Consider the following 15947-nt stretch of genomic DNA (forward strand, 5'->3'; position numbering starts at 1 on the left):
AGGCAGTCACTGAGAGTGGCGCTCTTCACTCCCGCGCCACGACATGCATGGTCGAAATCATCGAAAAAGCCCGCCCGAAGCAAAGCTTCGAGCGGGCTCTTCCTGGTTCTACTTGGCCTTGATGGGGGAATCCTTGGCCAGGCCCGAGCGTGTTTGGACCGTCACGTCCAGCGTCGGCGCTTTCTTCGCATCCGGGACATAAGGGGTGAATTGCTCGAGTGCGCCCCAGTCTCGGCTCCAGTCGTGCTTCAGATACGTCGGGCGGGTCTCGGATTTCAGCAGCAGGCCTGTCCAGCCCAGTGGACCGCCGCCGATGTCGTCCTGCCACGCATTGGAGGCGTCCTGGCCCACGCGGTCGGGCAGGATGCGCCACTGCGGTACCTCGGCGACGCCGTCGTGGTGGTCGAAGGGACGCTGGCACGGGAAGGCCAGGCCGACGTGCCAGTCCTCTAGGACCGGGGCGTCATGGGGGATAACGTCATTCAGGGTCGCCAGCTTCGGCAGTCGTGGCGGGGTGACCGCCAGCCACTGGCGGGGGGTGATGTCGGCGTCATTGAGCACCAGGCGAATCGCATTGGCCCCGGCGGGAATCTGATCCAGCGGGACGCGCAGATTGCGCCAGGACGGGCTCGGGCCGATATCGATGGGCCGGATCTGCCCGGTGTCGGTGACCGTGCCGTCGGCGGCGCGGGTGCCGTACTCGACGATCAGGTCCTGACCGTAGGTCTCCACCCCGTCCTTGTTGAAGGACTTGATGCGACCCGCCGCGGTCACCACCAGCACCTGGTAGGCCGGATCATTGCGTACCGACTTCAGCTGCTCGGCGTTGTACCACTGGGTGGTGAGCTTCGAAACCTGCTGCTCGCCCTCGGTATAACTGCCCATCACCGGCGTCTTGGCCGGGTCCAAGCCGAAGGGCAGGGCCACCGTGCTGCCGTTGATCCCGGTCTCGTCGCTCTTGCCGCCGCCGGTGCCCGCACCGGTGGTCTTGGAGGTCTTGTTGCCGGACTTGTCGTTCACCGAGTTGGCCCCGCCGCTGACGGTCTCCTCGGTGTCCGCGGTGAGGTCGGAGGCGACGCCGTTGGGCGTGAATCCGGTGTTCTCGGCGGCCAATCCGTCGGCGTCCGAACCGGTCCACGGGTGCAGCAGTGAGGCGGGCGTATCGGTCTCCACCAGCACCTCGTTGGCCAGCGCGCACGAATCACCCGTCAGCGCCCGCAGATTCGACTCGGCAATGGAGTAGGCCGGGTACTGGGTGATGGCCGCCTTGGCCAGCGACAGCACCTCGAACAGCACCAGGGCGGCGGCCGCGAGGGTGAGCGGCATGCTGGCGAACTTGTCGAACCCGCGCACCGGCTTCGGCGTCGTGTACGGCTCCCGGAAGTGCTGGTAGGCCGCGACCAGCAGGCACAGCACCGCCAGGCCCAGGAACAGCGTCGAGAAGCCCTTGCCCGCGATGAGCGGAGCCTTGTCGAACCACGGCACGCCGTAACTGGACACGTACCACCAGCCGTTGGGCCCGGTGAAGGTGATGGCCAGCAGGAAGAACACTGCCGCGGTGAACAGCGTGCGGTTGCGTGGGGAGCGAATCCCGTTGACCCCCACCGCGACCGCGGCCAGCGCCGCCACCGATCCGGCGAGCCCGGCGTACACGCCGAAGTGATGCGTCCACTTGGTGGGTGTGAACATCATCAGGAACAGCGACATGAAGATGATGCCGAGGATGCGCGCCGACGGCCCGCGCGAGGTGCCCGGGATGCGGCCGTTCTTGCGCAGCATCACCATCACACACACGCCCAGCGCGAGCAGCATGGCGAGAATGCCGAAGCGGCGGGCCAGCGACCCGTCGGGGGAGAGCATGAGCAGCGAGTCCCAGCGGGTGCGCTCGTCGAACCAGGCCACATTGGGCCCGATCAGCGTGCGCACCCGGGTCGCCTCCATCACCGAGGCCAGCGTCTGATCGCCGAAAACCACGACCAGCACCAGGGTTCCGGCCGCTACGCCGGGTGCGAGCAGCGCGCCGTAGCGCAGCAGCCACGACCCCGGGCCCTCCTTGGCGCGCTTGATGATCACCATGAGCACCGGTCGCGCGCCCGCGAACAGCGCCGCGAGGCAGATGAGCCCGGTCGGCCCGGCGGCCAGCGAGAACGCCGCGATCAGCACGCCGACCGCGGCCGGCAGCAGGCGGCCGGTGGCGATGGCACGTTCGATCGAGCACCAGGTCAGCAGCGCGCCCGCCGCGATCAGCGGTTCGGGGCGCAGGCCGTTGTCATACGGCATCCAGGCGGCCAGGAACACCAGTCCGGCGGTCCAGACGGCGACATTGTCGCGGCGCACCCGCGAACCCAAGCGCGGCAGCACTTCCCGGCTGATCACCAGCCAGCAGGTGATACCCGCGAGCAGGGCGGGCAGCCGCATCCACGGGCTGGAATCGCTGACCCGGGTCATCCAGGCCAGCACCTCGTACGGCCAGCCGAACGGCGCTTCCGCCACCCCGAACCAGCGGTAGTAGTTGGCCATGTAGCCCGAATCCTTGGAGGCCCGAGCCATATTCAGGATGTAGCCGTCATCGGAGGTGTTCGCGCCAATGACGTGCCAGACCAGCAGCGTGCCGATCACCGCGACATCCGCAAGCCGGACCCGGAACCAGTGCGCGGGCAGGAAGCGGCGCGGTTTACGCCCGTCGGAGGTATCCAGCATGTGCAGCGCGTACATGGCGAGCAGGGTGAACAGCACCGCGCCGATGGTCGCGGCCCGCTTGATCCAGTTCGGGCTGGAGGTGAAGCGCGCGTCGATATGCACGGTGGCCGAGGCGGTTCCGAGCTGATCCCGCTTCAGGTCGGTGAACAGGCCCACCACCTGCGGCCGGGTGTCCCCGCCGACCCGGCCGGTGAACGCGGTCCCGTCCTTGCGGTTGGACCCGGCGAACTCGACCCGCGTCTCGGTGGCGTCCGAGTGCACGGTGATCGCGGTGCAGTTCTCGATTTCCGCCACCGGCGCGGACAGCAGCGGAATCAGCCGCACCAGCACCGAGACCGTGCGCCCCTTCTCGGGCTCGTCGGTCACCTTGACGACCAGGCCCTTGGACTCGGCCTGCCCCGACGCCTCGGGCACGGTCGAGAAGAGCGTGCCGGTCGGCAACTCGCGCAGCAGCTGGCACGGCAGGCTGACGTCGAGGTTCAACGGCACATACGAGACCAAGGGGGCATCGACGTTCGCCGTATCCCCTTGTGGCCACTGCAGTGTCGGCCGGTCCTGATTGACCGGCAGGATCGGCGTGATGGCCGCCAGCAGGAATCCCAGTAACCCGGAGACCAGGGCGATGAGTCGGAAGCGGTGGAACGCTCGGGAGTCTGCGCGCACGAGCACCGACTCTAACGGCCCCCGGAGCGGGTTCCGCCACGACTCGTCTGTAGCCGAATCCGCCGTTGTCAGTCAGGATGGTTGTTATCCGAACTGGGCGTGGGGCCGGGCCGGAACGTAAAGAGGGAGCATGACCACCGAGCTGCGACCCGGCGAAGTTATCGCCGGGTATGTGATCGCGCGGCGAATCGGTGCCGGGGGGTCAGGCGTTGTGTATGCAGCGCGGCACCCCCGGCTTCCGAGACTTACGGCTCTTAAGATCTTGAAGCGCGATGATGTCGCCGAGGATGCCGACGTCTGGCGGCGTTTCGAGCGGGAGGCGGACATCGCCGCCCACTTCGATCACCCCAATATCGTGCAGGTCTACGACCGTGGCGTCGCCGATGACATCTTCTGGATCTCGATGCAGTTCATCGACGGCGTGGATGCCGCTGAGCTGCACCATGTCTCGGCCGAGCGGGGTCTGCGCATCGCCACCGAGATCGGGGCCGCGCTCGACTACGCGCACGGCAAGGGCGTGCTGCACCGGGATGTGAAGCCCTCCAACATCCTCATTGCGGATCCGGACAACGGCCGCCCGGAGCGCGCCCTGCTCACCGACTTCGGCATCGCCCGGCTGCGGGACGAGACCACGAAGCTCACCCATACCGGAAATATCTCCGCCACTTTCGCTTTCGCATCACCGGAACAGGTCAGCGGCAAACCGGTCGGTCCGAGATCCGATCAATACTCCCTGGCCTGCACGCTTTTCGTGCTCCTCACCGATCACCGCCCCTTCCGCGCCGACAACCCGCTGGGCTGGGTACACGCCCACACCCAGGAGCGGCCGCTGCCCATCAGCGAGGTGAATCCCGAGCTGCCGCCCGCCCTGGACGCCGTCTTCGAGCAGGCCATGGCCAAGGATCCGGAGGATCGCTTCGAGAGCTGCGCGGACTTCGCCTACGCCGCCACCCAGGCGTACTACTCCGATCCGGCGCTGGCCCGCACCGCCCCGGCCCGGCTGCTCCCGCACCCGCCGCCGCGCCGTCCGCGTGGCCGGAAACCGCTGTGGCGCAGTGTGCTCCACCGTCGCACCCTGATTCCGGTGGCCGTCGCCGCCGTGACCGCCGCGGTGGTCGGCTTCGCCTTCCATCACGGCACCCCCGCGCCCGCCCCGGCCGACGTGGGGCTGGTCCCGGCTCGATTCGTCGGCACCTGGCTAGCCACCGAGGGACAGACCAACTACCGGCTGACCGTGCAGCAGGCCAAGACGGGCGACCCGGTGCTGTCCAATCGCGTGGACGGCGTTCTGCCCAACGGGTTTCCGTTCCACTGCGAGTTCTCCGCACCCTTGGACGCGGTGCCGAAGGAGGGCGATCGGCTGATCGTCGGCACCTCCGAAATCGTGGTGCGGGAACCGGCCAATGCCTGTAAAGCCAACGGCCCCACCACCCTCACCCTGCTGCCCGATGGCCGGGTCAGCCGCAAAACCGATGTGAGCGGCCTGATCACGTACACCAGCGCCGACGCCGTGGTCTCGTCCTGGGGCCGCGACGACACCGCCATCGCCCGCGCCTTCCCGAGCCTGATCGGCCAACTCGCCTCCACCGGTACCGCGGTCGGCTGGCAGGGCGGCTCGTGCCAACCCCGCGATCCGGGGCCCGGCGAGGCGGCCCAGGGCGCGCACCGGGTGCGCTGCAATGCCGACGACGCCACCGGCCAGGTCCACTTCGATGTCATCGACTTCGACACCCGCCCCGGGCAATCGGTGGCACAGCTGTTCTTCGACAACAACGCCATCAAGGTCACCGGCGTCGACCATGACGATGTGGCGGGTCAGCTGATCATCACCACCGCGGCCGCCGTGGATTCGTCCGCCACCCAGGACACCGACGCGCATCGCGCGCTCGCCGCCGTCACCTTCCCGGACGGGGATCCGCGATCCCGCTTCGTGATGGTGGTGCGCTGGCCCGGGCACACGGTGAACAGCCTCCTGACCGACTGGCTCGAGAGGGCTCCCTTGAAGTAGGTAGGTGCGCGACCATGGCCGATCTGAAGCCGGGCGAGGACATCGCCGGATATGTCATCGAGCGCTGGATCGGCGCCGGGGGATCGGGCACGGTCTACGCGGCCCGCCATCCCCGGCTACCACGCCTGGCCGCCCTCAAGGTCTTTCAACGCAACGAGGTGAACGCCGACGCGGAAGGGTGGCGGCGCTTCGAACGGGAGGCCGACATCACCGCCCGCTTCGATCACCCGAATATCGTCTCGGTCTACGACCGCGGCCTGGACGACGGGCGACTGTGGATCGCCATGCAGTACGTGGAAGGTCCGGACGCGGACGAACTCTCGGGCCTGTCCCCGGACCGGGCGCTGCGCATCGGCGAGGCGGTCGCGGCCGCCCTGGACTACGCCCACGGCAAGGGGGTGCTGCATCGCGACGTCAAACCGTCGAACATCATGCTGTCCCTGGCCGAGGACGGCCGCCCGGAACGCGCGCTGCTCACCGACTTCGGCATTGCCCGGCTGCGCGACGAGACCACCCATGTCACCAAGACCGGGGACATCTCGGCCACCTTCGCCTTCGCCTCGCCCGAGCAGGTGTCGGGCCGCTACCTCGACCCGCGCACCGACCAATACTCCTTGGCCTGCACGCTTTTCGTGCTCCTCACCGGATCGCGGCCGTTCCTGGCCAACGATCTGGCGGGCCTGATCCTGGCGCATACCGGCACGCCGCCGCTGCATGTGACCCAGGTCCGGCCGGATCTGCCGCCCGCCTTCGACGCGGTCTTCGATCGCGCACTGGCCAAGTATCCGGACGAAAGATTCGCCAGCTGTAGCGATTTCACCGAGGCGGCCTGGGCGGCCTGGCGCGCGCCCGCCGCGCCGACGACCGTGATCGACACCCCGCCGCTCGGCTTCCCGGCCGATCCCACGGTGCTGCGCTCACCGCGGACGGATCCGACGGTATTGCGTTCTCCGCGTACGGATCCGCCGATGCTGCGCTCGCCGCGGACCGATCCGACCATGCTCGGACCGGGGCATTACCGGGCCGATCCCGGGCCCTACGGTGTCGTTTACGGCCCGGGTGTGCCGCCGGCCGAAGACGATGTGGCACACCGGCATCGAGCACCCGAACCGGTGCGGACCGCGCCGGGGACCAGCCGCGGCGTCCTGATCGGACTGCTCGCCGTGCTGGCCGCGGCGGTGATCGGCGGCAGCGCGGTCTGGGTGGTCGCCGATCTGGAGAGCCACGGAACCCCCAGCGGCGCACCGTTGTCGGCGGCGGTGCCGACCGTGGCCACGGCCGTGCCGATCACTTCCACGGCCGCGGCCACCACGCCGCCCGCACCGGCCGGGCGGGTACCGGCGGAATTCCTCGGCGACTGGTCGGGATCCAGCGATGCCAATGCCAACGACTACCGCCTGAGCATCCGGCAGGGTGAGCTGAACCAACCGGTGGTGACCTCGACGATTCTGACCAACGGCCAGGTGATCTGCGTCTTCGACTACCGGCTGCTCGGGGTGCCCAGCACCGGCGACATCACGCTCGGCGCGGGCACGCTCGATTCCGGCGTCAGCGGCTGCCAGGTGCAGGGCACGCACGAACTGGTACTCAGCAATGGCGTGATCACGCGCGCCCTGTCGGTCAGCGGCTTCGTGACCTATCACAAGACCGGTTGAAAAGGCCCACAAGATCGGTAGCGACGACTCAGACGAGTCCGCGCACATCCCAGAGCCACACGCCGTCGACGTAGGTCGCGGGGAAGCCGAGCAGTTGATCCACGGTCAGCCGCAGGGTGTCGCCATTGTCGGTCGGCGGCAGCACCACCACATCGGCGTGCCAGTAGCGCAGATCCGCCAGCGCCTGTGCGCGGGTGGCGTCGTCCACCACCGGAACCGTGTTGGACTGCTGGGCCTTCATCAGCAGGCTCGCGGTGGGCCGGTCGTCCGGGCCGTAGCGGCCCTTCTTGGAGGCCCCGGTCGGGCCGACGAAATAGCCTCCGGCGAGCGGGAAGGCGAAACCGGAATTGACCTGCCACTGCAGGGCGCGGGCATCCGGCGGGGTCGGCGGCGGCGCGATCACCACCGAACCGTGCGAAACGTATTGGCGCACCGTGCCATCGGTGAAGAACGCGGGGGTGGCCGGTCGCTCCACCACGGGCAGGATGGTCGGCGTGAGCGGCAGCAGGGCGCAGGCGAGTGCGGCGAACAGGGCCAGTGGCCGCCAGTCGGTCGCGGAGACCTTCCAGTAGTCCAGGGCCCGCTGGGTGGCCAGCGCCAGAATCACGGCGATGGCCGGGATCGCTGCCATGGTGAAGCGGGATTCCAGCACCGTGTCCAGCAGCGCCATGTTCTCGAAGTGCTTCCACGGCAGGCTGATTCCGGTGTTGTGCTTGCCGATCATCAGCACCGAGCCCAGCGACATCACCGAGAACGTCACGATCACCACCGCGGCCGCGCGCACCACTCGTTCGCGCCACATGAGCACGGTGGCCACCGCGACCACGATCCACAGCGGCCAGCCGAAGTAGGCGTTCTCCTCGGTGGGATTGATGGCCACGTTCTGGCCGTGCGCGACCAGCCCGCCGAGGGATTCGGACGGGAACTGGAACAGCGCCTTGAGGTCGTTCTGCATCGTGCCGTGGTCGATGGAACGGTAGGACTGCGGGCCGAAGAACTGCCACCACAGCGGAATCTCGGTGAGCCCCAGCGTGATCAGTGCGGCCAGCAGCACCGTCGGGGTGATGGCGCGCAGTTCGCGCCAGCCGGTGCGCGGGGTGTGCAGATGGTAGACGAGCGCGAACAGCCCGAACGAGAGCGCGAAGATGAGCAGCGGCTCCTCGCCGAGCGCGATCTGCAAGGCCACCAGCAGACCGAGGATCACCGCGTCGCGATTGCGCCGGGCCTTGCGGACTTCCCCGGCGGCGCTCGCGCGCTTGGCCATCCGGATGAGCTGCAATGCCAGCAGCGGAAGCAGTGCCAGCACCACGAAATTCGGGTGCGCGTTGGCGTGCGAGATCATGGCGGGCGCGAAACCGCAGAACAGACCGCCCACGGCCGCCGCGAATTTCGAGCTCACGACCTCGCGCGAGAACAGCCAGTACCAGGCGAAGGCGGTGCCGAACAGGCCCAGGGTGAGCACCAGCACGAAGGTCACCGTCGGCCCGAACAGCAGGGTGACGGGGGTGAGTGGCACCCCGACCCCGAACATGGCCGTATTGGCCATCATGTTCACGCCGTCGGGATAGTTCTGCAGCAGCGTGCCGAGCGGGTTCTCGAGATGCGCGATGTTGTGCGCGGTGACGGCGAAGAACCACTCCCACATGGTCTGGTCCTGGCCGCTCTTGATCAGATAGCCCCGACCGGGGTGCAGCCACTGGCCCGAGAGCACCAGCACGGCCAGCGACAGGTACGCCGTCGCCACGATCAGATCGGCGCGGGCGAGCCGGGCGCGGCGCAGTACCCGCCGCGGTCGAGTGAGCTTGGGGCGAGCGGTATCCGGCGCGGGACGGTCGAGAACCGTTACCGCCGAACCGTTGTCAACCCCCCGGTCGAATACCCGCCCCTGTGCCACGCGCTGACTCCTTGATGCCTTGCAAATCAGCGGCCCACGCTACCGGGTTCGGCTGAGATTGCACTGGCAAGTGGCGTGGTTATCCACAGAAACCGGTGCCTATCCACAGAAATCGACCGTTTTCTGTGGATAAGTGATGCTTGTCTCGTTCTTTTGTTCAGACACGCACCACGAGGGTGAACGGGCCGATGACGGTGGTGCGGTAGCGCGCATCGTCGAACAGGGACTTGGGGATTGCCACTGTGATTCGCTTCACATTCGGATCGTTCGGGTACACGTCCTGCGACAGGCGCAGCGTGTAGTCGTCACCGGAACTGCGGAACAGGAACGCATCCGGCGCCCGCCAGCGGCAGTGGTTCAGCGCGTCGGCCAGTTCGTCCGGCGTCTTGAACGTGCCCCAGCGCTGGATTTCGGCCGTACGGGCCGCGAAGTCGGCCAGCGGATTCGCGTAATGCGAAGTGAGCGCCTGGAATCCGTAGTACGGGTAGACCGCCAGGAAGCTGGTGTCCGCTGTGAGCACCACCGTCTGATCACGCGGCCGCCCGGTCTGCTCCAGCAGTTTCGCGTCGATCTCTCGGTAGCGGAAAACCGCCGATGGGTCCCGCTTGTCCGCGCGCACGCCATTGCCGTCGGTATCGGTGTAGGCAGTGGTGATCTCCGCTGCCAGCACGTTCGGAATGCCCTGGCTGAACCCGATCGCACCCGCCAGAGCGACCGCCGCGGCGGCCAACCGGAATCGGCCGGGCTCGTTCAATGCCTGGTAGACCGCCCGCGCACCCTCCGCGAACCCGAACACGCCCGCCGCCGCCAGGAGCGCCTTCAGCGGGGCCTCGAGCCGGAACGCCAGCAACGTGGTGCCGGCCGCCGTCGCTGCCATGGACAGCAGACACCACAGGTAGATGGCGACTACGCCGATGCCGAGCGCCTGCGCGCGCCGCGAGCTCGCGGCCCGCAGCACCAACCAGATGGTGCCCACCAGGCAGAACGCCCCGAGCAGGTTGAACTCGGTCATGGGCAGCGGCAGCCGCGAGCCCGACTCGGGCAGATAGTGGAAGGCCGAGCCGGAGCCCAGGGAAGCCTTGCCGGACATGAACTTCAGCAGGAACGGCGTCCACACCGTCAGGGCCAGCAGGCCCGAGACCGCGCCGATTCCGATGAGCCGCAGCAGGATCGGCAGGATCGACCGCCAACTGCGTTGCGCCCGAACGGCGAGCCCGGCCGCGATCACCGCCATTAGGCACACCGCGAACACCGCGACACCGAAATACAAGCTGTAGAAGGTGGCCGCGAGCCCGAGGAATATCCCGGCTCCGATCACCGCACCCCAGCCCCCGGCCGTCGGCTCGGCGGCATCCGGCTCGGCGGGCCGGTGCAGCGCACCCCAGGCCAGCAGCAGGGCCGGGCCGAGCAGCAGTGTCAGCACCGCGCTGTACGCCTCCGGCGCACCGTAGGCCAGCGTCACCGCCGTCGTCGCCGCGGCCACCGCCACCGCCCAGTCGGCGCGAATCAGCTTGGACCACAACACCAGCGCGATGGCGGCCGCCACCGCCAGCCCGATGATCGCGTACGGCTTGAACGCCTCCCACCCGGCCATCCCGGTCAGGCTCGCGAACCGCCCCCCGATCCAAAACCACCCGGCCGGATAGAACGGCGGCAGATCCATGTAGTTCATATCGTGCAGCGCCGCGGAGTCGGTCAGCCGCGTCAGATACTGCGTCCGAAACTCCTGATCCACCGACATCCCGAACAGATACAGCTTCGTAGCGGCCAACGGCATCCCCAACGTCACCGTCACGAACGCCGAAATCCCGCCCCACGACAGCAGTTTCGCCACCCACCCCCACTTGCGCAGCCGCAGCAGCACAACGGCCGCCACCAGCATGACCAAGGCCACGACCTGTCCCACGGTGGTCAGCGCCCGAGTCACATTGGACGAGTTGAACGCCGGCCAGTGCACGGTCGAGAAGGCCACCAGCCCGATGCCCGCCACCACTGCGGCCACCAGCGCCGCGAGGACGGCCTCCCCGGCCGTCCCACCGGCTTGCCGCGCCGCCAGAGTCAGTCGACCGCCAGCCCGTCCGCTCATCCGCACCCAGCCTCCGCATTCGTGTCCATGGACCGCGCGTCAGCCTAGCCAGTACCCCGCCCTCGAACACTTCGCCGGGCCTGCCGGGGCAGCGATGCCCGCAATGACCGGTGGTCGGCGCGATAGTGGCCGGGCTCGACCTCGCCGGTAGCCTCGCGGAATGACCGAGCCCGCCTCCGCCATACCCGCCCAGCCGGATCGATCGGTTCGGGTACTGGTCACCGGGGCCGCTGGTTATCTCGGCGGGGCGGTTGTGCGGGCACTGGCCGCCGCTGGGCACCGACCGGTCGCACTGATTCGGTCGGGTCGTGCCGATATCCCAGGGGCTTGGGATACGCGGATTGCCGATCTGCGGGACCCGAAGGACCTGCGCCGGGCGGTTACCGGGGTCGATGCGATCTGTCACCTGGCCGGGTTGACCCGGGCCCGGGAGTCCTTCGACGAGCCGCTGCGCTACTTCGAGGTGAACACCGGTGGCACCGTCGCGCTGCTCGGGGCCATGGCCGAGGCGGGCGTCGCCGGATTGGTGTTCTCTTCGACTTGCGCGGTCTACGGCTCGCCGGATCGGCAGCCGATGACCGAGGACCTCCCCGCCGTGCCGCCGCACCCCTACGCGAGCAGCAAGGTGGCTGCCGAGGCCGTGGTCGAGGCGCAGGCGCGCAGCGGTGCCCTGGGTGCGATCGTGCTGCGCCTGCCGAATCTGGCCGGGGGCGACGACCGCGACCCGACCCGCCTGATTCCCCGGGTGCTGGCCGCCGCGCGGTCACAGACGCCGCTGGGCGTGAACGGGGATGGCAGTGCTGTGCGGGACTATCTACATGTGGAGGATGCCGCCGCCGCGTTCGTGGCGGCCGTGCACCGGCTCCCGGAGCCGGGCGGGTTCGCGCGCTACAACCTCGGAAGTGGCCGGGGCACGAGCATTCTCGATGTGGTGGCCGCCGTCGAGCGGGTCACCGGCCTGCGGGTTCCGTTGACGCACAATCCACCCGCGGCCGAACCCGCAACCCTGGTTGTCGACGCCAGCAAGGCCGCAACCGAACTCGACTGGCACCCAAAGCTTTCCGAGCTCGACACCATCATCGAGTCCCTCGAATAACGACAACGCCGCCCCCGGTCGAACCGGGGGCGGCGTTGGTCTGTTGGGGTTTCAGGGGTTTACCCCTGAGAGCTCGTGAGAGTCAGATAGGCAGCTTGCGGAAGATCGGGCGCGGGACGTGGCGCAGGATCATCATGACGAAGCGGAAAGTGCCCGGGGCCCAGACGATTTCCTTGCCCTTCTCGGAGGCGGCGACCGCGAGGAGGGCGACGTCCTCCTTGTTGACCGTGAGCCCGTTCTCCTTGGCGTGCGCGGAGAGCTTGGTGCGCACCATGCCCGGGCGGATGACGGTGACGCGCGGGCCGAACTTGGCCAGCGCCTCGCCGAGACCCAGGTAGAAGCCGTCGAGGCCGGCCTTGGTGGAGCCGTAGACGAAGTTGAAGCGGCGCACCCGCTCACCGGCGACCGAGGACATGGCCAGAATGCGGCCGAAGCCCTGCGCCTTCATCTTCTCGCCCAGCAGCACGCCGACGGAAACCGCGGCGGTGTAGTTGATCTGGGCCATCAGGACGGCCTTGCGCTGGTCCTGCCAGAAGATCTCGCCGTCGCCGTCGATGCCGAACGCAACCACGGCCACGTCGATATCGCCACCGGCCCAGGCCGCGTCGATGACGGCGGGGTGGCTCTCGGTGTCGAGCGCGTCGAAGTCGATGACCTGCACCTCGGAGGCACCGGCCGCCTTCATCTGCTGCACCGAATCCTCACGCAGCGGATCACCCGGCAGCGCGGCCAGGATGATGCGCATGGGGCCCTTCTTCAGATACTCGGCGCAAATCGCCAAGCCGATCTCCGAGGTGCCGCCCAGCAGCAGAATGGACTGCGGGTTCCCTACCGCATTGATCACTGAAGCTCCAGCCTTCTCGCCATATCGGACATGAAAACGCCTGTGGGGTCGACACTTCGGCGGATCTTGATCCACTCGTCGATCCGCGGGTACATCTGGTGGAAAGTCTCCGCGTCGGTGCGCGAATCCTTGGCAGTGTAGAGGCGACCGCCGAATTCCAGGACGCGCCGGTCCAGTTCGCGCACGAACTCGTTGAGTCCGGGCCGCACCGGGAAGTCGACGCAGATGTTCCAGCCCTCCATGGGGAAGCTCAGCGGGGCCGGGTTACCCGGGCCGAAGAACTTCAGCACATTGAGCGCCGTGTAATGCCCCGACCGCTGGATATCAACGATGATCTTGGTGAATTCATCGAGCGCCTCGGGCGGCAGCACGAACTGGTACTGGATGAATCCGGGCGAACCGTAGGCCCGATTCCACTCCGAGACCACGTCGAGCATATGGTAGAACGCCGTCAAGTTCATGATCTTGTCGGTGTAATTGCCGCCGAGCGCGTAGTACGCCTCACCGACCATGCCCAGCGTGAACTTGTTGACCGCGAAGGTCGGGAAGATATCCGGCACCGTCATCAGATTCGGGGCGTCGAACTTCAGCGGATTCTTGCGCAGCTTCTTCGGCAGCTCATCGAGTTTCGCCAGGCGGCCGCGAGACACATTGGCGCGCCCCAGCTTCGGCGGCGCGCTGATCGCGTCGAACCAGGTGGAGGAGTAGGTGTAGTTCTCCTCGGACCCGTCCTTGTGGACCGCGATGGTCTCGTCCAGGCCGGTGGTCTTGATGCCGTCGGCGATGAAGTACGCCGTCTCGGTCGGCGTCATCTCGATGGTGGCGCGCAGGATGATGCCGGTCAGGCCGTTGCCACCGACGGTGGCCCAGAACAGCTTCGCGTTCTTCTTCGGCCCGATGGTCTGCACCTTGCCGTCGGCGGTGAGCAGATCCAGCGAGCGCACGTGATTGCCGAAGCTGCCCGCGCTGTGGTGGTTCTTGCCGTGGATGTCGGAGCCGATGGCGCCGCCCACGGTCACCTGCCGGGTGCCCGGCAGCACCGGAACCCACAGGCCGAACGGCAGCGCCGCCTTCATCAGCTGGTCGAGGGACACGCCCGCGTCCACGTCCACCAGCCGGGAGTCCCGGTCGATGCGGTGGATGCGGTTGAGCGCGGTCATGTCGACCACCAGGCCGCCGGCGTTCTGCGCGTGATCGCCGTAGGAGCGGCCCAGGCCGCGGGCGATGACACCGCGACGCAGATGCGCGGGCTTGGCGTCGTTGTCCTCCGCGACCATGGCGACCGCCTTGGCGATCAGCTCGGGGTCATTGGTGGAGAGCACTTCCGACGTGGTGGCTGCGGTACGACCCCAACCGGTCAAGCGCCGGGTCTGCGTCGGCAGAACCTGCGACGCGGTGCCCTCTTGATCTTTGCCGACGACCGGGCTCTCGCCTGCGGAGCTGGGCTCCGCGGCGGCCGCGGTGGTGGTCTGAGCTTTCGTGGACATCGGCATAGAGGCTACAGGCATAACCGGCTCGAGGCTTGTGTCCTTTGTCCCGGGCATTACTCTTCTGCTTTGTGACCGCGGAACCCCATCTGCCCCTGCCGCCCGAGCTGCCCCTCGTCGACGAACCGGGTGGTACGGACGTGGATCTGAAGACGCAGATCATTCGATTCGCGGTCACCGGCGGGCTGTCGGCCATTGTCGACTTCGGCCTCTACACGCTGCTGTTCCAGCTGGTCGGATTGCCGCTGCCGGTGGCGAAGTCGATCAGCTTCATCGCGGGCACGACCACCGCGTATCTGATCAATCGGCGCTGGACCTTCAAGGCGGAGCCGAGCCGCAAGCGCTTCATCGCGGTCATTGCGCTGTACGCGGTGACCTTCGCGCTGCAGGTCGGCATCAACCAGGTCTGCTACTACGCGCTGCCGGATGCCTGGTGGCGCATGTTCTTCGCCTTCTGCATCGCGCAGGGCACCGCCACCGTGATCAATTTCATCGTGCAGCGAGCCGTGATCTTCAAGATCAACTAGGAGTCGACCAGGGCGTTGTTCTCTTCCTTGGCGTGGAAGTAGTCGCCGCCCTTGGCCCGCACATTGTCGGTGCCCCACTGCCGTACCTCGCGCTGCGCCGGGACCAGGTGCGGAATGTGTTTGCGGCAGTGGATATAGGCCTCTTCCACATCGACCACCACCCAGCGTTCGGGCACCCGCCCGCGCTGCTCGGCGGGCAGGTCCGGAACGCAGCGGCGCATCAGAGCGTCGTCGACGATGCGGGCGGTGCCATTGATGTGCAGACCGATGAGATCGTGCACGAAATCGATCATGAGAATGCCCACGTGGGGGTTTTCGAGAATGTTGCCGAGGCTGGCCATCACGCCATTCCCGCGATACTCCGGATACGTCACGGTGTGATCGTCGATCACGTGCAGGAAGCCGGGCTTGCCGGCGCGGAAGCTGGAATCGCAGTCGCCGTGCTTGTCGGACGTCGCGATGAAGGCCATATCCATCCGGCCGATGAAATCGATCATGTGGGTATTGAGCCGATCCCGCACTTGATCGTTATAGAAGCGCTGCGCCCGCTCCTCGCTACCGTAGCGTTCCTGCAGTTCCCGTTCGCCGTCGCTGCCGTTTCCGATACCGGGCATCGCGGGTCCCCTTTGGTAGCTGAATACCGGATAGAAGAGGCTCGGCCACGAACTACGGCCAGCCGAAATCCTATACGGTTTAACTATTTTCGTGTGGCGAATGCGTGAACCGGCGGATCTGCCCTGGTAGGGCAATCTCGACTGGCGCCGGACAAACGTTCCCGAGCGAGGATCCTCCCGGACGGAAGGGCTCACAAGGGCCGTTTGTCCCTTAACTGTGGGGATGCTGACCGTGGTTACGGGCCGCGGGTATGCGAGATCCCTAGGGGGCGCGGGGATTTCGCATTCCTGATTTGTCCATTTTGCAGAGTTTCGGCGTGCATTCTCCGGATGTCATCCCCCTAGCTGAGGCCGATCTTCGGTGCACGAAACA

At 67.4% G+C, this 15947-nt stretch carries 10 protein-coding genes; 4 read left to right on the forward strand and 6 right to left on the reverse strand.

Annotated features, from left to right (window positions below; genetic code table 11):
* Nucleotides 1–108 precede the first annotated feature (108 nt).
* On the reverse strand, nt 109–3363 hold the full coding sequence (locus ACYVN4_RS15770; protein WP_460721664.1) for an arabinosyltransferase domain-containing protein: 3255 nt from the start codon (nt 3361–3363) through the stop codon (nt 109–111).
* Between the two features lie 130 nt (nt 3364–3493).
* Between ACYVN4_RS15770 and ACYVN4_RS15775 the strand changes: the two genes are divergently transcribed.
* Complete coding sequence (locus ACYVN4_RS15775) at nt 3494–5371, forward strand: serine/threonine-protein kinase (RefSeq protein WP_460721666.1); 1878 nt, start codon at nt 3494–3496, stop codon at nt 5369–5371.
* Between the two features lie 14 nt (nt 5372–5385).
* Nucleotides 5386–7026, forward strand: a complete 1641-nt coding sequence (locus ACYVN4_RS15780) for a serine/threonine-protein kinase (protein ID WP_460721668.1) — start codon at nt 5386–5388, stop codon at nt 7024–7026.
* Nucleotides 7027–7054: 28 nt separating this feature from the next.
* Here the strand turns inward: ACYVN4_RS15780 and ACYVN4_RS15785 are convergent, their stop codons facing one another.
* Complete coding sequence (locus ACYVN4_RS15785) at nt 7055–8920, reverse strand: glycosyltransferase family protein (protein ID WP_460721670.1); 1866 nt, start codon at nt 8918–8920, stop codon at nt 7055–7057.
* Nucleotides 8921–9077: 157 nt separating this feature from the next.
* The gene (locus ACYVN4_RS15790) at nt 9078–11006 is read right to left on the reverse strand and encodes a galactan 5-O-arabinofuranosyltransferase (RefSeq protein ID WP_460721672.1); all 1929 of its coding nucleotides are present in this window, start codon (nt 11004–11006) and stop codon (nt 9078–9080) included.
* A 160-nt stretch (nt 11007–11166) separates the two neighbouring features.
* Here ACYVN4_RS15790 and ACYVN4_RS15795 point away from each other — a divergent pair, with 160 nt between their 5' ends.
* Nucleotides 11167–12102, forward strand: coding sequence for an NAD-dependent epimerase/dehydratase family protein (locus ACYVN4_RS15795; RefSeq protein WP_460721674.1), 936 nt, complete (start codon nt 11167–11169; stop codon nt 12100–12102).
* 82 nt (nt 12103–12184) lie between these two features.
* On the opposite strand, the gene ACYVN4_RS15800 is transcribed toward ACYVN4_RS15795, so the two are convergent.
* Together ACYVN4_RS15800 and ACYVN4_RS15805 are read right to left on the reverse strand one after the other, a co-directional pair.
* Nucleotides 12185–12946, reverse strand: coding sequence for a decaprenylphospho-beta-D-erythro-pentofuranosid-2-ulose 2-reductase (locus tag ACYVN4_RS15800; RefSeq protein ID WP_460721676.1), 762 nt, complete (start codon nt 12944–12946; stop codon nt 12185–12187).
* Nucleotides 12943–14433: an FAD-binding oxidoreductase gene (locus tag ACYVN4_RS15805; protein WP_460721678.1), complete on the reverse strand. Its 1491-nt coding sequence runs from the start codon at nt 14431–14433 to the stop codon at nt 12943–12945. Before ACYVN4_RS15805 ends, ACYVN4_RS15800 begins: the two co-directional genes overlap by 4 nt.
* 71 nt (nt 14434–14504) lie before the next feature.
* Here ACYVN4_RS15805 and ACYVN4_RS15810 point away from each other — a divergent pair, with 71 nt between their 5' ends.
* On the forward strand, nt 14505–14960 hold the full coding sequence (locus tag ACYVN4_RS15810) for a GtrA family protein (protein WP_460721680.1): 456 nt from the start codon (nt 14505–14507) through the stop codon (nt 14958–14960).
* Here ACYVN4_RS15810 and ACYVN4_RS15815 read toward each other — a convergent pair.
* Complete coding sequence (locus ACYVN4_RS15815) at nt 14957–15574, reverse strand: pyridoxamine 5'-phosphate oxidase family protein (protein ID WP_460721682.1); 618 nt, start codon at nt 15572–15574, stop codon at nt 14957–14959. The two genes, ACYVN4_RS15810 and ACYVN4_RS15815, sit on opposite strands and share 4 nt — an antisense overlap.
* Between the last annotated feature and the right edge of the window lie 373 nt (nt 15575–15947).

This window comes from Nocardia heshunensis, from assembly GCF_054782115.1.

Coding starts and splice junctions, on each gene's coding strand:
- ACYVN4_RS15780 (WP_460721668.1), top strand. CDS start 5,386: ATGGCCGATCTGAAGCCGGGCGAGGACATCGCCGGATATGTCATCGAG.
- ACYVN4_RS15815 (WP_460721682.1), bottom strand. CDS start 15,574: ATGCCCGGTATCGGAAACGGCAGCGACGGCGAACGGGAACTGCAGGAA.
- ACYVN4_RS15795 (WP_460721674.1), top strand. CDS start 11,167: ATGACCGAGCCCGCCTCCGCCATACCCGCCCAGCCGGATCGATCGGTT.
- ACYVN4_RS15805 (WP_460721678.1), bottom strand. CDS start 14,433: ATGTCCACGAAAGCTCAGACCACCACCGCGGCCGCCGCGGAGCCCAGC.
- ACYVN4_RS15775 (WP_460721666.1), top strand. CDS start 3,494: ATGACCACCGAGCTGCGACCCGGCGAAGTTATCGCCGGGTATGTGATC.
- ACYVN4_RS15790 (WP_460721672.1), bottom strand. CDS start 11,006: ATGAGCGGACGGGCTGGCGGTCGACTGACTCTGGCGGCGCGGCAAGCC.